Here is a 20,472-nt window from a genome sequence, read left to right on the forward strand (position 1 = left end):
AATATGGCTGTAGCCCAGGTTCTGCCTGGGCTGTATGCTATCAATAATGTAGCACTTCGGTTCAGCGCTTCTGCAGCATGCCTTCGAGCGCGCCGAGCAGGCCGCCCGCGCCTGCGGGCTCGGTGCCCGGTGCCGGCAGCGTGCCGTGCGGGGTCAGCTTGTCCACGATGAGCGGCAGGTACTGCGCCAGCAGCGCCTGCAACTGGGCCGGGTTCAGGCCGGCCTTGGCCGCGAGCTGGCCGATGGTGTCGCTGCCCAGCGCGCTGCCCACCTGCGTCTCGGACACCGGCAGGTTGGCGCCGGTGCCGATCCAGGACTGCACCAGATGGCCCAGTCCGGCCTGGCTGAACTTGCCCACGAGACCCCCCAGTCCGCCGACCGGGCCGTTGGAGGAGATCAGCAGCGGCCCGAGCACGCCGGCGAGGGCGCCGAGTTCTCCGAGGCCGCCCGCGCTGCCGCCGGGCGCCTGCCCCGGCTGACCGGGCTGGCCGCCCAGAACCGAATTGACGACGGAATCCAGGAGTCCCATACGCGTTCCTTTCAAGGGTGAGAAGTGCTGAGAAGTGCCGGGCATTGTGCCCGCGCTACAGGAGCCGCGCCAGCGCCGCCAGCGGCGCGGTTTCGGCGCGCAGCACCGGCGCACCGAGCCGCACCGGGCGGAAGCCGGCGGCCAGGGCGGCGTCTTCCTCTTCGGGCGCCAGGCCGCCTTCGGGGCCGGAGAGGAAGGTCAGCGCCTGCCCGGGCGGCAGCGTGCCTGCGGCCAGCGGCTGCGCGCCCTCGCGCAGCGACAGCAGCAGCCGCGTGCACGGCGCTGCCGGCGGCAGGCCGCGCAGCCAGTCGGCGAGCGTGCGCACCGGATGCAGCGGCGGCACGCGGTTGCGGCCGCTCTGCTCGCAGGCGGCCACCGCCACGGCCTGCCAGTGGGCGATCTTCTTCCCGGCGCGCTCGCTCGACAGGCGCAGCACGGTGCGCGCGGTGCTCAGCGGCTGCAGGCTGGCCGCGCCGAGTTCGGTGGCCTTTTCCACCAGCCAGTCCATGCGCTCGTTGGCCGGCATGCCCAGCGCCAGATGCAGCGTGCGCGGCGCCTCGCGCTCGACCGGGTCGTGCGCGCCGAGCTCCACCGTGACCTCGCTGCGGCCCATGGCGCGCACCGTGGCCGCGTATTCGCCGCCCCGGCCGTCGAACAGCGTGAGCACGTCGCCCGGTTGCAGGCGCAGCACCTGCACATGCCGCGCCGCGCCCGGCGGCAGCGCCAGCGTGCTGCCGGTGGCCAGAGGAATGGGGCAGTGGATGCGCGGCATGATGCTACTGAATATATAGCTGCAAGCCCTGGATCCACCTGGGCTTCAGCCACTTTTTATCTAAATTCGCTAGACGCGGCCGAAGGCGAAGCCGGTGGCCGCCTGGGTGCCTTCCACCCGGTCGATCAGGCGCAGCAGCGGCGCCAGCTCGCGGTAGCGCGCGGCGGTGGCGCGGATGTAAGCGATGAAACGCGGCGTGTCGGCCAGATACTTCGGCTTGCCGTCGCGCAGCGTGATCCGCGTGAAGATGCCGGCCACCTTGAGGTGGCGCTGCAGGCCCATCCATTCCACCGCGCGGTAGAAGTCGCCGAAGTCGGCGTCCACCGGCAGGCCGGCGCGGCGCGCGCGCTCCCAGTAGCGCACGGTCACGTCCAGCACCATGTCTTCCTCCCAGCTCAGGAAGGCGTCGCGCATCAGGCAGGCGATGTCGTAGGTGATCGGGCCGTAGACCGCGTCCTGGAAGTCGAGCAAGCCCAGCGGCGTGCCGCCCGGGCCATCGGCCACCATCAGGTTGCGCGGCATGAAGTCGCGGTGCACGTAGACCGGCGCGCCCGCCAGGTTGCGCTCGACGATCAGCTCGAAGGTCTTGTGCAGCGTAGCGGCGACCTCGCCCTCGACCGCCACGCCGCGGTGCCGCGCCAGGTACCAGTCGGGAAACAGTTGCAGCTCGCGCCGCAGCAGCGCCGCGTCATAGGCCGGCAGCGCGCCGGGGCGCGAGGCGCGCTGCCAGGCGACGAGTGCCTCGACGGCCTGCAGGTAATAGGGCAGGGCGCCCTGCGGGTCGGCCGGGTCGATCACCTCCAGCACCGTGTGCCGGCCCAGGTCGTCCAGCAGCAGGAAGCCCAGCGCCTGCTCCCAGGCCAGGATGCGCGGCACCCGCAGGCCGGCGCCGGCCATGAGGCCGGCGACCTGCACGAAGGGGGCGCAGTCCTCCTTCTCCGGCGGCGCGTCCATGACGATGGCGCTGCCGCCGGGCAGGCCGGGCGCGTCCACGCGGAAGTAGCGGCGAAAGCTCGCGTCCACCGAGGCCGGGCGCACCGAGCCGGGCACCAGGCCGTGCGCCGCGGCCTGCGCCGCCAGCCAGGCGTCGAAGGCCGCGTGGCGGGCCGGATCGGCCCAAACGATGGCGGGGGCGGCGGGCGAAGGGTCGGCGGCCGCCGCCGCGGCAGCGGCGTGGTCCGCGCCGGGGCAGGCGGATGGGCTCATGGATAATCCCGATTCTACAAAGCCGCCCCCCTGCGGACGGCCCCTCCCCCTGGAACCTTTTGTCCGCACTGCCACCTGCCCCGATGGATGTCCCGACCGATGCATGACCTGACACGCGCGGGCTCCCGGCCCGGGCGCGGCCGGCGCGCAGCGCTGTGCGCCCCGACCCCGCTGGCCCTGCTGGCCGCGGCCATGCTGCAGGGCTCGCCGCTGCTGGCCCAGCCGGTGGCAGCGCCCGCGGACGAGCCGGCGCCGGCGCTGCGCAGGAGCCCGCTGCTGCGCGATGAGATTCCGTCGGCCCAGCGCAAGCTGCTGCCGAGCTTCGTCACCGGCGACAGCGTGGTCAGCGAGACCGACTTCAACACCATCGTCAAGGGCAACGCCGAGCTGCGCCGCGGCGACACGGTGATCCGCGCCAACCAGCTCGAATACACCCAGCCCGACGACCTGGCCAAGGCGCAGGGCAACGTCTACATCAACCGTGCCGGCGACATCTTCCAGGGGCCCGAGCTGCAGTTGCACGTCGACGCCTTCGAGGGCTTTTTCACCCGGCCGCGCTACCTGTTCCTGAAGAACAACGCGCACGGCGTGGCCGAGCGCGTGGACTTCATCGACGACGAGCACCTGGTGATCCACAACGGCAGCTACACCACCTGCGAGCGCCGTCCGGGCCCGAGCTGGATGCCCGACTGGATGATCAGCGCGCGCTCGATCAGCATCGACCAGAGCGACTCCACCGGCGTGGCCGAGGGCGCGGTGGTGCGCTTCAAGGGCCTGCGCTCGCCGGAGCTGCCCTCGATCAGCTTCCCGCTGTCGGAGTCGCGCCAGTCGGGCCTGTTGCCGCCGCTGTTCGGCATCAACAACCTGAGCGGCGTGGAACTCACGCAGCCTTATTACTGGAACATCGCGCCCAACCGCGACGCCACGCTGTACCCCACGCTCATGAGTAAGCGCGGCGTCAACCTGGGCGGCGAATTCCGCTACCTGGAGAACGACTACCGCGGCCAGATCCGGGCCGACTACATGCCCCGCGACAAGCTGCGCGAGCGCGACCGCTGGGGCTTTGCCATGCTGCATTCCGGCGGCCTGGACACCGGCATCCAGGGCCTCGGCACGCTGGGCCTGAACATGAACATCAACCGGGTGAGCGACGACGACTACTGGCGCGACTTCACCCGCACCGTGCCCTCGCTGACCCAGCGCCTGCTGCCGGCCGACGTGAACCTGAACTGGGGCCGCGGCGACTTCAGCGTGACCGCGCGCTCGCTCAAGTGGCAGACGCTGCAGAGCGTCACCTCGCCGATCATCCCGCCCTACGACCGCCTGCCGCAGGTGGTGGCGCGCTACAACAAGGTGGACGTGGGCGGCTTCGACTACTCGGTCGAAGGCGACTACACCCAGTTCAGCTCGAACCCGGTGCTGACCGGCCAGCCCAACGCCAAGCGTTCCTACGCGCTGGCGCAGATCAGCCGTCCCTGGGTGGCGCCCGGCTGGTTCATCACGCCCAAGGCACAGCTGCATTCGGCCACCTACGACTTCCAGTACGCGCTGCCCTCCAACAACCTGACGACCACCACGCGCACCGTGCCCACGCTGAGCCTGGACGGCGGGTTGGTCTTCGAGCGCGACACCCGGCTGTTCGGCCGCAGCCTGATCCAGACGCTGGAGCCGCGCGCGTTCTACGTCTACACGCCCTTCGTCAACCAGAACTACCTGCCGGTCTACGACACGGCGCGCACCGACTTCAACTTCGCCTCGATCTACACCGAGAACGCCTTCGTCGGCCATGACCGCATCTCCGACAACAACCTGCTCACGCTGGGACTGACCACGCGCCTGATCGACGCCGACACCGGCGCCGAGGCCGCGCGCTTCGGCATCGCGCAGCGCCTGCGCTTTCGCGACCAGCTGGTGACGCTGCCCGGCGAAGCGCCGACCGTCGACCGGCTCAGCGACGTGATGCTCGGCGCTTCGGTCAACTGGACGCGGAGCTGGGCCTTCGACTCCACCGTTCAGTACAACCAGAAGACCGGCCGCTCGGAAACCTCGTCCATCGGCGGGCGCTACAGCCCGGGCGATTTCCGCACCGTGAGCTTGGCCTACCGCTTGAAGCGCGACACCAGCGAGCTGATTGACGTCGGCTGGCAGTGGCCGCTGAGCGACCTGTGGGGCGGCCGGCGCAGCATGGAGCGCATTCCGGGCCGCGGCCTGGGCGCGGGCAACGTCTACGCGGTGGGCCGCCTCAACTACAGCATGTTCGATCGCTCGCTGGTCGACGGCGTGGTCGGCGTCGAATACGAAGGCGACTGCTGGATCGGCCGCGTGGTGCTCGAGCGGCTGCAGAGCAGCAACACCACCTCGACCAAGCGCATCCTGTTCCAGATCGAGTTCTTCGGCTTCTCCAGCGTGGGCTCCAATCCGCTGCAGGCGCTGCAGCGCAACGTGCCGCGCTACCAGTACCTGCGCCAGGAGATCAGCACCCCGAGCCGCTTCAGCCGCTACGATTGACCCCCTTTGCGGCCGGCCCCGTGTGCCGGCCGCACCCGTCCTCCCTGCAACTTCCCGTCCTGCCAGCGAATCCCACCGCCATGAAGAAACGTGTATACGTCCTGCCGCTTGCCAGTCTGGCGGCCCTCCTGGCCACTGGTGCGCTGGCCCAGGGCCTGCGCCCCTCGGCCGGTGCCGGCAGTCTGGGCCTGCCGCGCAGCGGCGCTTCCAGCGGGCTGCAGCCCTCGATCATGGTGCCGCCCGCGCCCGCGACTTCCTCGCGCGAGCCGCAGCAGGCCGACTACATCGTCGCCGTCGTCAATTCCGAGCCGATCACCAACAACGAGGTGCGCCTGCGCGCCGAGCGCGCGGCCCAGCAGCTCGCCCAGCAGGGCCGGCCGCTGCCGCCGCGCGACCTGTTCCTGCGCCAGGTGCTCGAGCGCATGGTCAACGAGAAGGCGCAGTTGCAGCTCGCCAAGGAAAACGGCATCCGGATCGACGAGTCCTCGGTCGACCAGGCCGAGCAGAACGTGGCGCGCCAGAACCAGATCGACGTGGCTGAAATGCGCCGGCGCCTGCAGGCCGACGGCATCGCACAGTCGCGCTTCCGGGACGACCTGCGCAACCAGCTGATGCTGCTGCGCCTGCGCGAGCGCGAGGTCGAGTCGCGCGTGAAGATCAGCGACCTGGACGTCGACCAGTACATCCGCGACCAGCAGTCCAAGGGCGACGCCGCCCCGCTCGAGCTGAACCTTGGCCACGTGCTGGTCGTGGTGCCCGAACTGGCCACGCCGCAGGAGGTCGCCACGCTGCAGCAGAAGGCCCAGCGCGCCGCCGACCGGATCCGCGCCGGAGAAGACTTCGCCACCGTCGCACGCGAGATGTCCGACGCCGGCGAAGCCCGCAGCGGCGGCCTGCTCGGCCTGCGCAGCGTCGACCGCTATCCGTCGCTGTTCGTCGACGCCGTCAAGAACGTGCCGGTCGGCGGCATCGTCGGGCCGATCCGCTCGCCGGCGGGCTTCCACGTGCTCAAGGTGGTCGAGAAAGTGCAGGGCGGCGTCGGCACCTCGGTCATCCAGTCCCGTGCCCGCCACATCCTGTTGCGTCCCGGCCCGCAGCTCACCGAGGCCCAGGCCATGGAGCGTCTGGCCGACTACCGGCGCCGCGTGCTGTCCGGCCAGACCAGCTTCGAGGCCCTGGCGCGCGAATACTCGGTCGACGGCAGCGCCAAGGACGGCGGCGACCTGGGCTGGGCCAACCCGGGCCAGTTCGTGCCCGAATTCGAAGAGGCGCTGGCCGGCCTGACGCCGGGCGACATCAGCGAACCCGTGGTGTCGCGCTTCGGCGTGCACCTGATCCAGCTCGTCGAGCGCCGGCCGCACACCCTGACCCAGCGCGAGCAGCGCGACATGGCCCGCAACGACGCGCGCGAGAAGAAGCTCGACGAGGCCTACGCCACCTGGGCGCAGGAAGTGCGCGGCCGCGCCTACGTCGAGTTCCGGGATCCGCCGCAGTGATGGAGGCTTCCCCCCAGGCCGCGCACTTCGTGTCTTCGCCAACCCCCCTCCGGGGGGCGGCCGTGCGAAGCGGCCCCTTGGGTCTTCGCTGCACTCGGCGGGGGCGCTTGTGAAGCACATACCTCGCAAGCGGTTTGGGCAGCATTTCTTGTCGGATGGCGGGATCATCGACGCCATCGTCCGGGCCATTGCACCGCAGCCGGGGCAGCCGATGGTCGAGATCGGGCCTGGGCTGGCCGCGCTGACGCAGCCCCTGGCCGAACGCCTGGGCCGGCTCACCGTGATCGAGCTGGACCGCGACCTGGCGGCGCGGCTGCGCAGCCATCCGCAGCTCGAGGTCATCGAATCCGATGTGCTGAAAGTGGACTTTGCCCAGGTAGCGGCTGGGCTTGGTGCTACAAAATTAAGAGTAGTGGGCAACCTGCCCTACAACATCTCCACGCCCATCCTGTTCCACCTGCTGGAGCACGTCGGCGTGATCGAGGACCAGCATTTCATGCTGCAGAAGGAAGTCATCGACCGCATGGTGGCGCAGCCCTCGAGCGCCGCCTACGGGCGCCTGTCGGTGATGCTGCAGTGGCGCTACGCCATGGAGGACGTGCTGTTCGTGCCGCCCGAGAGCTTCGACCCGCCGCCGCGCGTCGACAGCGCCGTGGTGCGCATGGTGCCGCACGCCGCGCCGGCCGCGCTCGACGCAGGCCACCTGAGCGAATTGGTGCAGGTCGCCTTCAGCCAGCGCCGCAAGCTGCTGCGCCACACCCTCGGCCGCTGGCTGGAGCAGCAGGGTTTCAGCGGCAGCTTCGACGTGCAGCGCCGCGCGGAAGAAGTCCCCGTGGCCGACTACCTGGCGCTGGCGGCCGCCACGGCAGGCGCAAAGCGCGAGCCGTGAAAACGCCAGGGGCGCCAGGGGCAGGCGAAATGCAATGGAGCCCGGGGGTGGCTCTACTGCCGCCGTCAGGCGGCCGAGAGCCAGTATCCAGAATTGAAAGGACTGCTCATGCGCAACGCCAACGGCGACACGTCCACGAGCTTGTCGGTCGGCATCTTTTCTGCGGGATCGGTTTCGAGCGCGATGCCGGTGACGGCCTCCGGCGCTGCCTTAGCCTCGTTCGCCCGTTCTGCTTGGCTGGTGGATGCAGAACGGGCTACAGAAAAGAATAGAAGCACCTGAAGGGCACCTTGCGGTCCCCCCAGTAGTCGGAGGCCTCCCGGAAGATGTCCAGCAGTTGTTCGCGCGCTTCCTTGTCGAACTTGGCATGCGCTGGAATCTGCTCGAGCACCACGATGAAGCCTGGCTGCGGGCCCGATTTATGCAACGGGTCGGTCATGCAGTCATACAGCGCGTCGAAATTCTTCCCGAAGTGGGACGGAAAAGTGAACTGCTCGGCAATCATGTCCAGCACGTCCTGCTTGGACTGTGCCTCCGCCAGATTGGCGTAAAGGAAATGATGGCCGAGGCTTTCAGCCGCTTCCTGCAGGTCGGGCACGCGGAAGGCGCGGATCGACTGCACGATGTTGCTGCGCACGCCCTTGAGGGGTGCCTCGTTCTCTTTACTACGAAGTGGCGTATCCATCTCCGCTGCTCTTTCTAGTTAAGGTCTAAAAAATCCAGGGACGGCCTGCGAGCCATCCACCCCGTTGTCTGCAGCCAGCCGCCGCGGCCCGTCACTCGACGATCTCGCGGAAGCTGGCATAGTGGTCGCTGGTGTAGTAGCAGCGATCGGGTGCCTTCGGCCTGCCGCCACAGACGATGCGTCTGGCGCCGCGGTCCCGGGCGCCTGGCGTCCTCACCGTGTATTCGCGGTAGTAGCCACGCTCCCTGGGGGGCAATAGCCGCTCCCGGTTGCCGAACACGCTGCCGTCTTTCTCGTGCCGGAAGGACCCGCCGGAGCGGATGCGTCCATAGACTTCGCGACCCTGGGGAGGCAGTTCGGCAAGGGAGATGACGGCGGTTGGCGGTGCGATCGACGGCGAACGCGCCTGCACCGAAACGGTGAAACCAAAGGCCAGCAGCCCCAGTACGCCTGCACGAACCGCCATTGCCGCCGTGGAGAAAGCTCTGAGCGCCCGCCTCCGCGCCACTTCACGCCACATGCCAAAACACCTTTCGGACTCTCCGGAAGGTCCCCGGCCATGTCGGACATGGCCCCTGGCCACGCCCGAAATTTCCGAAATTTTCTCCGGGTTAACCCCAAAAATCAATCCGCTAGTGTGACGGAAAGAGGACTCCAATGCAAGTGTCTACTAGCATGGAAGGCGCTGGCGCAGGGGCTTTGCACCCTGGAGAAAAAGCGCGCAAGTTAGTGCTTGCTTATCGTGAAGCGTTGGCGTCGGCGACGGTCAGCGCCGCCATGTTGACGATGCGGCGCACGGTCGCGCTGGCCGTGAGGATGTGCACCGGCTGCGCCGCGCCCAGCAGCACCGGCCCGATGGCGATGCCGCCGCCGGCCGCCGTCTTGAGCAGGTTGTAGGAGATGTTGGCGGCGTCGATGTTGGGCAGCACCAGCAGGTTGGCGTTCCCGGCCAGGGCGCTGTGGGGCATGATCTGCGCGCGCTGGGCGCCGTCGAGCGCCACGTCGCCGTGCATCTCGCCGTCCACCTCCAGCCAGGGCGCCTGGACCCGCAGCAGTTCCAGCGTCTGGCGCATCTTTACGGCGCTGGGCTGGTTGCTGCTGCCGAAATTGGAGTGGCTCAGCAGGGCGGCCTTGGGCTTGATGCCGAAGCGCACCATTTCCTCGGCGGCCATGATGGTGATCTCGGCCAGCTGTTCGGCGCTCGGGTCGTAGTTGACGTGGGTGTCCACCAGGAACACTTGGCGGTCCGGCAGCAGCAGGCCGTTCATGCAGGCATAGGTGCAGACGCCGGCGCGCCGGCCGATGACCTGGTCGATGTACTGCAGGTGCAGGTGGGTGTGGCCCCAGGTGCCGACGATCAGGCCATCGACCTCGCCCTTGTGCAGCAGCATCGAGCCGATCAGCGCCAGGCGCCGGCGCATCTCGATCTTGGCCATCTGCACGGTCACGCCCTTGCGCTCGGTCATGCGGTGGTAGGTCTGCCAGAAGTCGCGGTAGCGGTGGTCCTGCTCGACGTTGACCACGTCGTAGTCGCGCCCCTCGGTCAGGCGCAGGCCGAACTTCTCGATGCGCTGGGCGATGATGGCCGGCCGGCCGATCAGCGTCGGGCGTGCGACGCCTTCGTCCACCACGATCTGGGCGGCGCGCAGCACGCGCTCTTCCTCGCCCTCGGCAAAGGCCACGCGCTTCTTCTGCGCCGCCTTGGCCGCGGCGAAGATCGGCTTCATCGTGGTGCCCGAGGCGTAGACGAAGCTCTGCAGGCTGTCGCGGTAGGCGTCCATGTCCTTGATCGGGCGCAGCGCCACGCCGCTGTCGGCCGCGGCCTGGGCCACGGCCGGCGCGATCTTGATCATCAGGCGCGGATCGAAGGGCTTGGGGATCAGGTAGTCCTTGCCGAAGGCCAGCGGCTCGCCCGCATAGGCGGCCGCCACGACCTCGCTCTGCTCGGCCTGGGCCAGCTCGGCGATCGCGTGCACCGCGGCGATCTCCATCTCGTCGGTGATGGTGGTGGCGCCCGAGTCCAGCGCGCCGCGGAAGATGTAGGGGAAGCACAGGACGTTGTTGACCTGGTTCGGGTAGTCGGTGCGGCCGGTGGCCATCACCACGTCGCCGCGCACCGCGTGCGCGTCTTCGGGCGAGATCTCCGGGTTGGGATTGGCCAGCGCGAAGATCACCGGGTTGGCCGCCATCTTCGCCACCATGGCGGGCTTCAGCACCCCGCCGGCCGACAGGCCCAGGAACACGTCCGCGCCCTCGATCACGTCGCTCAGCGAGCGCGCCTCGGTCTTCTGCGCGAAGAAGGCCTTGTCGTCGTCCATCAGCTCGGTGCGGCCCTCGAAGACCACGCCGGCCAGGTCGGTCACGTAGACGTTCTCGCGCTTCAGGCCCACCTTGAGCAGCAGCGTCAGGCAGGCCAGCGCCGCGGCGCCGGCGCCGGAGGTGACCAGCTTGACCTGGCCGATGTCCTTGCCCACCACCCTCAGGCCGTTGAGCATGGCCGCGGCCACGGTGATCGCGGTGCCGTGCTGGTCGTCGTGGAACACCGGGATCTTCAGGCGCTTGCGCAACTCGCGCTCGACGTAGAAGCAGTCCGGCGCCTTGATGTCCTCCAGGTTGATGGCGCCGAAGGTGGGCTCCAGCGCGGCGATCACCTCGACCAGCTTCTGCGGGTCCTTCTCGGCGATCTCGATGTCGAACACGTCCACGCCGGCGAACTTCTTGAACAGCACGCCCTTGCCCTCCATCACCGGCTTGGAGGCCAGCGGGCCGATGTCGCCCAGGCCCAGCACGGCCGTGCCGTTGCTGATCACGGCCACCAGGTTGCCGCGGCTGGTGTACTTGAAGGCCGCGTTCGGGTCCTTGACGATTTCCTCGCAGGGCGCGGCCACGCCGGGCGAATAGGCCAGCGCCAGGTCGCGCTGGTTGAGCAACTGCTTGGTCGCGGCGATGGCGATCTTGCCCGGCTTCGGAAACTCGTGGTAGGCCAGCGCGGCGCGGCGCAGTTCGCTGCGGCGCTCTTCCTGGTTGGTCTGGGCGCTTGCCGGGGGGGTGGGGTTGGACATGCGGGCGGTCTCCTGCGCGGGCGGCTGCTTGACGGGCCGCGTCACGCGTCTGCGCGACGGTCGGCCTCTTTGAGGGAGCTGGGATTGTAGACACCGGTACCCGACAAAGGTCGCGGCAGGGCAGACGCTACGGCCAGTCCCACCACAACCCCGCGCACAGCGCCAGCCCGATGGTGTAGAGCAGCCAGGTGCTGGACACGGCGTAGGGGTAGAACATCAGCGCCACGCCGATCCACTGGGTCTTGCGCCTGGCCTCGCGCCGGCCCAGGCGCCAGGCGATCAGGCCGACCAGCCCGAACAGGATGGCGCCGGCGATGTAGGCCGGGGTCGGCAGCGTCAGGCCCAGGTCGGAGAGGGGGGCGAGCGTGTCCATGGTGAGCGTCGGAGCCGGGGCGCCGCGCTTGGTTCCCGCGCGTTGCATGTGCGCGACGGTTGGCTTCAAGTCAGCTTCGCGGGAATAGGCTCGCCGCGCCCGAAGCCAGCAAGAACGATTCGCGTTCCAGCCCGCCAACATTCCAACGCACACCAGGCAAGGCAGAACCACCATGCATTCCCGCTTCACTTTCCCGCGGCGCGCCATCGCGCAGGCCGCTTTGCTGGCCCTGGCCGGCGCCACGGCCCTCGCCACGCAGGGCCAGACCCTGCCGCAGGTCGACGTCACCGCCGGCCAGGAGCATGGCGCGCATTACGCGCCGGCCGACACCGCGACCGCGGCCAAGGTCGATGCGCCGCTGCGCGACATTCCGCAGACGGTCAACGTCGTCACGCAGGAGGTCATGCGCGACCAGGGCGCGCGCAGCGTGCAGGACGTGATGAAGACCATTCCCTCGGTCGGCCTGGCCACCGGCGACGGCCAGCGCGACGCGGTGGTGATCCGCGGCTTCAGCGCGCTCTACGACGTCTACCTGGACGGCGTGCGCGACGATGCGCAGTACTTCCGCGACCTCTACAACATCGAGCGCGTGGAGGTGGTCAAGGGCCCGGCCGCGGCGCTCTACGGGCGCGGCTCCTCGGGCGGGCTGATCAACCTGATCACCAAAAAGCCCGGCTTCACCAATGGCGGCGATGCCGGCGTGACGCTGGGCAGCTATGGCCTCAAGCGCAGCGACCTGGGCCTGAACCGCGCGCTGTCCGACACGCTCGCGGTGCGGCTCGACGCGGCGGTGGAAGACTCGGGCAGCTTCCGCACCAACGGCTATCTGCGCAGCCAGGCGGTCTCGCCCAGCCTGCTGTGGAAGGACGGCAGCCAGAGCCTGCTGCTGCAGTACAACTACCAGCATCAGGAGCGCGGCATCGACTTCGGCATGCCGGGCCTGGCCTCCACCGGCCGGCCGGCCAGGGTGCCGATCAACACCTACTACGGCGCGGCCAACGCCTACGGGCTGGACCACACCTTCTCGACCATCGAGAGCAGCACCGCGCAGTACCGGCTGCGCCTGTCCGACAGCACCGCCTTCACCGACACGCTGCGCTACTACGAGTACGCGCTGGACCGCCGCCACACCCGCATCGGCTCCATCAACGACAGCGGCGCCGTGCCCATGGCGCTGCTCTCGCGCGGCGCGGTGCAGCGCTACGAGCACGGCTGGTTCAATCAGAGCGAGATCAGCCACGAGCTGGCCTGGGGCGCCACCACGCACAAGCTGCTGGCCGGCGCCGAGTTCGGCGAGCAGGACCGCCACCAGGCCATCACCAACGCCGCGACCAACAAGGCCGGCTACTCTTTCGGCACGCCGGTGTTCGCGCCCGTGGGCCAGGACCTGCCCTACTACGTGCCGGTGGCGCAGTCGTCCGGCCCTGCGGTCGGCACCACCACCAACACCACGCGCAGCGTCTACGTCCAGGCGCTCTCCACCTGGACGCCGAGCGTGAAGAGCCTGCTGGGCCTGCGCTACGACGCCTTCGGCCAGAAGTACCAGAACGAGCTGGCCCGCAACGCCGACCTGCAGCGCACCGACCGCGACGTGTCGCCGCGCGCCGGCCTGGTGTGGCAGCCCACGCAGGCGCAGAGCTACTACGTGTCGGCCACCAAGTCCTACCAGCCCTCGGGCGAGGCCGGGCCGCTGGCGGCCAACAACGCGCAGCTGAAGCCGGAGCAGAGCATGAACCTGGAGATCGGCTCCAAGACCGATCTGTTCGACGGCGCCGCCTCCTTCACCGCCGCGCTCTACCAGCTCACCCGCAGCGACGTGAAGTACACCGACCCGGTGCTCAACACCCTGGTCAACGTCGGCGAGCAGCGCGCGCGCGGGCTGGAGCTGAGCTTCTCCGGCCAGGTGGCGCCGGGCTGGCAGGTGCTGGCCGGCTACTCCTACCTCGACGCGCTGGTGACCAAGGGCGTGGGCACCGTGACCGCGCCCTTCGGTTCTGCCAAGCCGACGCCGCTGCAGGGCAGGACGCTGGCCCTGGCGCCGCGCCACACGCTGAGCCTGTGGACGCTGAAGTCGCTCGACGCCTGGCTGCCCGGCGTGCAGGCCGGCGCCGGCCTGAATGCGCGCAGCGCGCAGTTCGCCAGCGTCGACAACGCCGTGCGGCTGCCCGGCTACGCCACGGTGGACCTGGCGCTGTACTGGCGCCCCGCGCCCAGGGGCTGGAGCGCGGCGCTCAACCTGAAGAACGTGCTGGACCGCCGGACCTACCTCTCGGCCAACAACGACATCGGCATCATGCCGGGCGCGCCGCGCACGGTGGAATTGAGCGCGCGCTACGCGTTCTGACCGGGTTTCAGGTCGAAAGTGCCTGCAGCCCAGGTATCACCTGGGCTATATGCTATATATTTTGTAGCACATGCCGGCGGCGCAGGCGGCCCCGGCCGTGGCAGGGCCATCAGGGGGGCGAAGGCGCATCGACGGCACAATGCCCGGCCCGGGGCGCATCGGCTGCCCCGCCTTCCGGTGACCATGCTCTTGAAGTTCCTGCTCCTTCCCGCCTGCCTGCTCGCGCTTGCCGCCTGCGACGCCCGAAAGACCCCCGACACCGCCGCCGCGCCGCCCGAAGTGGGCGTGCTCACCCTGCGCGCGGGCGACGTGCCGGTGCGCATCGAGCTGCCCGGCCGCACCGCCGCGTTCCGCGTCTCCGAGGTGCGGCCGCAGGTCAGCGGCATCGTGCGCCAGCGCCTGTTCGAGGAAGGCAGCCTGGTGCGCGCCGGCCAGCTGCTCTACCAGATCGAGCCCGGCCCGTTCGAGGCGGCCTACGAGCAGGCGCAGGCCGCGCTGGCCAACGCGCAGGCCGGCATCGCCAGCCTGCGCGGCAAGGCCGAGCGCTTCGGCGAACTGGTCAAGGCCAACGCCGTGAGCCGCCAGGAGCATGACGAAGCCCAGGCCGCGCTGGCGCAGGCGCTGGCCGGCGTGCGCGCGGCGCAGGCGGCGGTGAAGGCCGCGCGCATCAACCTCGAATTCACCCGCATCACCGCGCCCATCGCCGGGCGCATCGGCCGCTCCAGCGTGACCGAGGGGGCGCTGGTGGCGCCGGGCCAGGCGCTGGCGCTGGCGACGATCCAGCGCATCGACCCGATCTACGTCGACGTGGTGCAGTCCAGCCTCGAACTGACCCGGCTCAAGCGCCGCCTGCTCGCCGGCGAGATGGCGCCGGCCAGCACGCAGGTCGGCCTGCGCCTGGAAGACGGCCTGCCCTACGCGCATGCGGGCCGGCTGCGGCTGACCGAGGTCGGCGTCGATGGCGCGACCGGCTCGGTCACGCTGCGCGCGGAGTTCCCGAACCCGCAGGGCCTGCTGCTTCCCGGCATGTACGTGCGCGCGCAGCTCGACTCCGGCGTGCAGCGCCAGGCCATCCTGGCGCCGCAGCGCGGGGTGACGCGCGACGAGAAGGGCGAGCCCACCGCGCTGGTGGTGGGCGCCGGCGACAAGGTCGAGCTGCGCGCGCTCGAGGTGCGCGGCACCGCGGGCGACCAGTGGATCGTGACCCGGGGCCTGAGCGCGGGCGACCGCCTGGTGGTCGAGGGCCTGCAGCGCGCGCAGCCGGGCGAGAAGGTCACGCCGGTGGCGGTGGCGGTGGCGGCGCTGCCCGGCGCGGCGGCAGAGTGAGGCGCGGCCCGTGATCGCCAATTTCTTCATCCAGCGGCCGGTCTTCGCCTGGGTCATCGCCATCCTCATCATGCTGGGCGGCGGCGTGGCCATCACCACGCTGCCGGTGTCGCAGTACCCGGACATCGCGCCGCCCACCGTGGTCATCTCCGCCAACTACCCCGGCGCCTCGGCGCAGGCGGTGGAGACCGGCGTCACGCAGGTGCTGGAGCAGCAGTTGAAGGGCATCGACGGCCTGCTGTACTTCAAGTCGACCAGCAGCTCGGCCGGCTACGCCGAGATCGGCGTCACCTTCCGCCAGGGCATCGACCCCGACACCGCGCAGGTGCAGGTGCAGAACAAGGTCAGCCAGGCCGCCAGCCGCCTGCCGCAGGCGGTGCAGCAGCAGGGCGTGACGGTGGCCAAGTCGCAGAACAGCTTCCTGCTGATCGTGGCGCTGTACGACCAGACCGACCGCCGCACCGACACCGACGTGGCCGACTGGATGGCCAGCCACATGCGCGACCCGCTGAGCCGGGTGGACGGCGTGGGCTCGGTGCAGGCCTTCGGCGCGGCCTACGCCATGCGCATCTGGCTCGACCCGCACCGGCTGGCGAGCTACCAGCTGATGCCCTCGGACGTCACCGCCGCCGTCGGCGCGCAGAACACGCAGCTCTCGGTCGGCGAGATCGGCGCGCGGCCCGCGCCCGCGCAGCAGCAGCTCAACGCCACCGTCACCGCGATGTCGCGGCTGCAGACGCCGGCGCAGTTCCGCGACATCGTGCTCAAGACCCAGCCCGACGGCGCCGTAGTGCGCCTGGGCGACGTGGCGCGCGTGGAGATCGGCAGCGAGTCGTATGCCGAGAGCACGCGCCTGAACGGCCACCCGGCCGCCGGCGCGGCCATCATGCTGGCGCCCGGCGCCAACGCGCTGACCACCGCGCGCGCGGTCAAGGCGCGCATCGCCGAGCTGGAGCGCTCGCTGCCGGCCGGCCTGCGCGTGGCCTATGCGGAGGACTCCACGCGCTTCGTCAAGATCTCGATCCAGTCGGTCATCAAGACGCTGCTCGAAGCCATCGCGCTGGTGGTGGTGGTGATGTTCCTGCTCCTGCAGAACTGGCGCGCCACCGTGATCCCGGCCATCACCGTGCCGGTGGTGCTGCTGGGCACCTTCGGCGTGCTGGCGGTCTTCGGCTATTCGATCAACGTGCTCACGCTGTTCGGCATGGTGCTGGCCATCGGCCTGCTGGTGGACGACGCCATCGTGGTGGTGGAGAACGTCGAGCGCGTCATGCACGAAGAGGGCCTGGACGCCCGGGCCGCCACCGTCCAGTCGATGCGCGAGATCACCGGCGCGCTGGTCGGCATCGCGGTGGTGGTGTCGGCCGTGTTCCTGCCCATGGGCTTCTTCGGCGGCTCGGTGGGCGTGATCTACCGGCAGTTCTCGGTCACCATCATCGCGTCGATGGCGCTGTCGGTGCTGGTGGCCATCGTGCTCACGCCGGCGCTGTGCGCGCGCTTTCTCAAGCCCGGCGCGCCGCGCACCCGCGGCTTCCTGGGCGCCTTCAACCGCGGCTTCGACGCCGCGCAGGGCCGCTACGTGGGCCTGCTCCGGCGCATGCTGCGCAAGCCGCTGCGCTTTACCGCCGTGTACGCGGCCATCGTCGCCGGCATGGGCCTGCTCTACCTGGCCCTGCCCGGCGGCTTCCTGCCCGAGGAGGACCAGGGCAGCGTGATGGTGCAGCTCACGCTGCCCGCCGGCGCCACGCACAGCCGCACCGACGCGGTGAACCGCGCCGTGGAAAAGCACTTCCTGGAGACCGAGCGCGACAGCACCGACACCATCTTCACGCTCTCGGGCTGGAGCTTCGGCGGCTCGGCGCAGAACGCCGGCATCGCCTTCGTCTCGCTCAAGGACTGGGCCGAGCGCCAGGGCGCGCAGCAGCGCTCCCAGGCCATCGCCGAGCGCGCCAGCGCCGCGCTGGCGCAGCAGCAGCGCGACGCCGAGGTCTACGGCATGGTGCCGCCGCCGATCGAGGGCCTGGGCCAGTCCAACGGCTTCGAGTTCTGGCTGCAGGACACCTCCGGCATGGGGCCGCAGCGGCTGGCGCAGGCGCGCCAGGCGCTGGTGCGCGAGGCCGGCAAGGACGCGCGCCTGCAGTCGGTGCGCGCCAACAGCATCGCCCAGACGCCGCAGTTGCAGGTGGACATCGACCAGGTCAAGGCCTCGGCGCTGGGGCTCGCGCTCGGCGACGTCAACAGCACGCTGGGCATCGCCTGGGGCGGCAGCTACGTCAACGACTTCATCGACCGCGGCCGCGTCAAGCGCGTGATCGTGCAGGCCGACGCGCCCTACCGCGCCGCGCCCGAGGACATGGCGCAGTGGTTCGTGCGCGGCGGCAGCGGCGCCATGACGCCGTTCTCGGCCTTCGCCAGCACGCGCTGGGCGCAGGGCGCCGCGCAGCTGGAGCGCTACAACGGCCTGCCCGCGGTGCAGATCCAGGGCGCGGCGGCGCAGGGCACCAGCTCGGGCACCGCCATGGCGGCGGTCGAGGCCCTCGCCCGGCAGCAGGCCGGCACCGGCCAGGCCTGGAGCGGCCTGTCCTACCAGGAGCGGCTCTCGGGCGGGCAGGCGCCGCTGCTGTTCGCGCTCTCGATCCTGGTCGTGTTCCTGTGCCTGGCCGCGCTGTACGAGAGCTGGTCGGTGCCGTTCTCGGTGCTGCTGGTGATTCCGCTGGGCGTGCTCGGCGCGGTGATCGCGGCGTCGCTGCGCGGGCTGTCCAACGACATCTACTTCCAGGTCGGGCTGCTCGCCACCATCGGCCTGTCGGCCAAGAACGCGATCCTGATCATCGAGTTCGCGCAGGCCGCGCTGCGCCGCGGCGTGCCGCTGATGGACGCGGTGGCCGAGGGCGCGCGCCTGCGGCTGCGCCCGATCCTGATGACCTCGCTGGCCTTCCTGGCCGGCGTCATTCCGCTGGCCCTGGCCCGCGGCGCCGGCTCGGCCAGCCAGATCGCCATCGGCACCGGCGTCTTCGGAGGCGTGCTCGCGGCCACCGCGCTGGGCATCTTCTTCGTGCCGCTGTTCTACCTGGGGGTGAAGCGTGTGGCGGCGCGCGTTCAGTACTAAATTGATAGCATGCAGCCCAGGTAGTGCCTGGGCTGCATGCACTTTCGGCTCATAATCCGCGGCGCGGTTATGATAAGAATGGTTCTTGTTCTCAAGCCGAGCCTCGCCGCGCCCTGACGCGCGCCTTCGTCCCGCCACCGCCATGCGCCACCACGCTCCCCCGCACCCCTCGCCCGCCGCGCGGCAGCCCGATGCCTCGCCCTCCACCCGCCACCGCTGGCTGCCCGCGGGCAGCGAGGGCCTGCGCTACCGGCTCGGCGTGGCGGTGCGCGCGGTGGCGGCCATCGGCGGCGGCTACGCGGTGGCGGCGCTGGCCGCGGCGGTGCTGGCGCTGTACCTGCCCACCACCCGCGCGGAGGCGGCGCTCGCGGCCACGCTGCTGGCCTTGGTCATCTACCCGTGCGCGGTGATGGGGGTGTTTGCGGCGCGCAGCGCGGCGCGCGCCTGCCTCGGGCTGCTGCTGCCGGCGGCCGTGCTGGGCGCGCTGCTGCTGGCGCGCCTGGGCGTCGGATGGGCGGCATGAAGGAGGGCTTGCGCCAGTCCATGGCCTGGCTGCACACCTGGAGCGGCCTGCTGGTGGGCTGGGTGCTGTTCCTGGTGTTCGCCGCCGGCACCGCCTCGTACTTCCGCGACGAGATCACCTTCTGGATGAAGCCCGAGCGCCACCACGCCAGCCTGGCGCTGCCGCCGCAGGCGCAATCGGCCGAGGCGGCCGTGGCCGCGCTGCGGCAGCGCGCGCCGCACAGCCCGCGCTGGATCATCAAGCTGCCGCGCGAGCGCGAGCCCGCCGTGGGCCTGAGCTGGCTGAAACCGCCGCCGCTCCCGGGCGAGCCGCCGCGCCAGGGCCGCGGCGCCAGCTTCGAGCGTGCCGAGCTGGACGCCGCCACCGGCCAGCCGCTGCAGGCCACGCGCGAGACGCGCGGCGGCGAATTCCTCTACCGCCTGCACTTCGACCTGCACTACCTGCCGGCGGTCTGGGCGCGCTGGATCGTCGGCTTCTGCGCCATGTGCATGCTGGTGGCGATCCTCTCGGGCATCGTCACGCACAAGCGCATCTTCAAGGACTTCTTCACCTTCCGGCCCGGGAAGGGCCAGCGCAGCTGGCTCGACGCGCACAACGCCAGCGCGGTGCTGGCGCTGCCCTACCACCTGATGATCACCTACACCGGGCTGGTCACGCTGATGTTCATGTACATGCCCTGGGGCCCGCAGGCGGCCTACAAGGGCGACCAGGACGCCTTCTTCGCCGAGGCCTTTCCCGGCAGCGTGCCGCGCAACGCCAAGGCCTCGGGCCAGCCGGCCCCGCTCGTGCCGCTGGCGCCGCTGCTCGCGCAGGCCAGCGCCCGCTGGGGCGGCGCGGCGGTCGGCCGCATCACCGTCAGCCACCCGAACGACGCCAGCGCCACCATCGTGCTGCAGCGGCAGGACGGGCGCGGCATTTCCGCCAGCCAGCCGGCCATGCTGTTCGAGGGCCGCAGCGGCCGGCTGCTGTCGGCCACCGGCGAGGCCGAAGGCCCGGCGCTGCAGACCCGCGGCGTGCTCTACGGGCTGCACATCGCGCACTTCTCCAGTCCGCTGCTGCGCGGGCTGTACTTCCTGAGCGGCCTGGCCGGCTGCGCCATGGTCGCCACCGGCCTGCTGCTGTGGGCCGTGAAGGAGCGGCAGAAGTACGCCAAGGCGCTCAAGCACGGCGGGCGCGTGGGCTTCGGGCTGCGGCGGGTCGATGGCCTGAACATCGCCGCCATCGCCGGCGTGCCGATCGCCATGGCGGCCTACTTCTGGGCCAACCGCCTGCTGCCCGTGGCGCTGGCCGGGCGGGCCGACGCCGAGATCGCCGGCTTCTTCGCGGCCTGGGGCCTGGCCGCCGTGGCCGGGCTCGCCTGGCCCACGCGGCGCATGTGGCAGATCCAGCTCACCGTGGGCGGCGCGCTGTTCGCGGGCGTGCCGCTGCTCAACGCCCTCACCACCGACACCGCGCTGTGGACCGCGATCGGCGCCGGCCTGTGGCGCGTGGCCGGCTTCGACCTGGTCTGCCTGGCGCTGGGCCTGGCCCTGCTCGCCGCCGCCTGGTGGGCGGGCCGGCGCAGGCCGCCAAGGCCTGTCTCTTATACACATCTAAAAAGGGGGGGGGGGGGGGGGGGGGGGGGGGGGGGGGGGGGGGGGGGGGGGGGGG

At 70.5% G+C, this 20,472-nt stretch carries 16 protein-coding genes; 8 read left to right on the forward strand and 8 right to left on the reverse strand.

What is annotated here, in order from left to right:
* Nucleotides 1–61: 61 nt before the first annotated feature.
* The 3 genes from JHD63_RS10695 to JHD63_RS10705 form a co-directional block, all read right to left on the reverse strand.
* Nucleotides 62–529 (reverse strand): YidB family protein, encoded by a 468-nt coding sequence (locus tag JHD63_RS10695; RefSeq protein WP_198970735.1) that lies wholly within the window; start codon nucleotides 527–529, stop codon nucleotides 62–64.
* Between the two features lie 55 nt (nucleotides 530–584).
* The gene (locus JHD63_RS10700; RefSeq protein ID WP_198970736.1) at nucleotides 585–1,301 is read right to left on the reverse strand and encodes a 16S rRNA (uracil(1498)-N(3))-methyltransferase; all 717 of its coding nucleotides are present in this window, start codon (nucleotides 1,299–1,301) and stop codon (nucleotides 585–587) included.
* Between the two features lie 69 nt (nucleotides 1,302–1,370).
* A complete protein-coding gene (locus JHD63_RS10705) occupies nucleotides 1,371–2,507 on the reverse strand; it encodes an aminoglycoside phosphotransferase family protein (RefSeq protein WP_198970737.1) in 1,137 nt (378 codons plus the stop codon).
* Nucleotides 2,508–2,606: 99 nt separating this feature from the next.
* On the opposite strand from JHD63_RS10705, the gene JHD63_RS10710 reads away from it, so the two are divergent.
* The 3 genes from JHD63_RS10710 to rsmA all read left to right on the forward strand — a co-directional run bounded on the left by JHD63_RS10710 (nucleotide 2,607) and on the right by rsmA (nucleotide 7,400).
* Nucleotides 2,607–5,015: an LPS-assembly protein LptD gene (locus JHD63_RS10710; protein WP_198970738.1), complete on the forward strand. Its 2,409-nt coding sequence runs from the start codon at nucleotides 2,607–2,609 to the stop codon at nucleotides 5,013–5,015.
* Nucleotides 5,016–5,095: 80 nt separating this feature from the next.
* The gene (locus tag JHD63_RS10715) at nucleotides 5,096–6,511 is read left to right on the forward strand and encodes a peptidylprolyl isomerase (RefSeq protein ID WP_198970739.1); all 1,416 of its coding nucleotides are present in this window, start codon (nucleotides 5,096–5,098) and stop codon (nucleotides 6,509–6,511) included.
* Nucleotides 6,512–6,620: 109 nt separating this feature from the next.
* Nucleotides 6,621–7,400 (forward strand): 16S rRNA (adenine(1518)-N(6)/adenine(1519)-N(6))-dimethyltransferase RsmA, encoded by a 780-nt coding sequence (rsmA, locus tag JHD63_RS10720; protein WP_198970740.1) that lies wholly within the window; start codon nucleotides 6,621–6,623, stop codon nucleotides 7,398–7,400.
* Between the two features lie 65 nt (nucleotides 7,401–7,465).
* On the opposite strand, the gene JHD63_RS10725 is transcribed toward rsmA, so the two are convergent.
* From JHD63_RS10725 to JHD63_RS10745, 5 genes are all read right to left on the reverse strand, one after another.
* On the reverse strand, nucleotides 7,466–7,678 hold the full coding sequence (locus tag JHD63_RS10725) for a hypothetical protein (protein ID WP_198970741.1): 213 nt from the start codon (nucleotides 7,676–7,678) through the stop codon (nucleotides 7,466–7,468).
* Entirely contained in the window at nucleotides 7,657–8,085 is a 429-nt protein-coding gene (locus JHD63_RS10730; RefSeq protein WP_198970742.1) for a barstar family protein, read from the reverse strand. Before JHD63_RS10730 ends, JHD63_RS10725 begins: the two co-directional genes overlap by 22 nt.
* A gap of 91 nt (nucleotides 8,086–8,176) precedes the next feature.
* A complete protein-coding gene (locus tag JHD63_RS10735; protein ID WP_198970743.1) occupies nucleotides 8,177–8,605 on the reverse strand; it encodes a ribonuclease domain-containing protein in 429 nt (142 codons plus the stop codon).
* Nucleotides 8,606–8,822: 217 nt separating this feature from the next.
* Nucleotides 8,823–11,147, reverse strand: a complete 2,325-nt coding sequence (locus JHD63_RS10740) for an NADP-dependent malic enzyme (RefSeq protein WP_198970744.1) — start codon at nucleotides 11,145–11,147, stop codon at nucleotides 8,823–8,825.
* Nucleotides 11,148–11,274: 127 nt separating this feature from the next.
* The gene (locus tag JHD63_RS10745) at nucleotides 11,275–11,568 is read right to left on the reverse strand and encodes a hypothetical protein (RefSeq protein WP_233167933.1); all 294 of its coding nucleotides are present in this window, start codon (nucleotides 11,566–11,568) and stop codon (nucleotides 11,275–11,277) included.
* A 124-nt stretch (nucleotides 11,569–11,692) separates the two neighbouring features.
* On the opposite strand from JHD63_RS10745, the gene JHD63_RS10750 reads away from it, so the two are divergent.
* The 5 genes from JHD63_RS10750 to JHD63_RS10770 all read left to right on the forward strand — a co-directional run.
* Complete coding sequence (locus JHD63_RS10750) at nucleotides 11,693–13,864, forward strand: TonB-dependent receptor (RefSeq protein ID WP_198970745.1); 2,172 nt, start codon at nucleotides 11,693–11,695, stop codon at nucleotides 13,862–13,864.
* A 183-nt stretch (nucleotides 13,865–14,047) separates the two neighbouring features.
* On the forward strand, nucleotides 14,048–15,190 hold the full coding sequence (locus JHD63_RS10755) for an efflux RND transporter periplasmic adaptor subunit (RefSeq protein ID WP_198970746.1): 1,143 nt from the start codon (nucleotides 14,048–14,050) through the stop codon (nucleotides 15,188–15,190).
* Nucleotides 15,191–15,200: 10 nt separating this feature from the next.
* The gene (locus JHD63_RS10760; protein ID WP_370590474.1) at nucleotides 15,201–18,299 is read left to right on the forward strand and encodes a multidrug efflux RND transporter permease subunit; all 3,099 of its coding nucleotides are present in this window, start codon (nucleotides 15,201–15,203) and stop codon (nucleotides 18,297–18,299) included.
* Between the two features lie 142 nt (nucleotides 18,300–18,441).
* Entirely contained in the window at nucleotides 18,442–18,822 is a 381-nt protein-coding gene (locus tag JHD63_RS10765) for a DUF3649 domain-containing protein (protein WP_198970747.1), read from the forward strand.
* Nucleotides 18,819–20,472: PepSY-associated TM helix domain-containing protein (locus JHD63_RS10770; RefSeq protein WP_198970748.1), on the forward strand; the 1,654-nt coding region annotated here is incomplete at its 3' end. The genes JHD63_RS10765 and JHD63_RS10770, both read left to right, overlap by 4 nt.

Source organism: Xylophilus sp. ASV27, assembly GCF_016428875.1.
GTDB lineage: Bacteria > Pseudomonadota > Gammaproteobacteria > Burkholderiales > Burkholderiaceae_C > Xylophilus.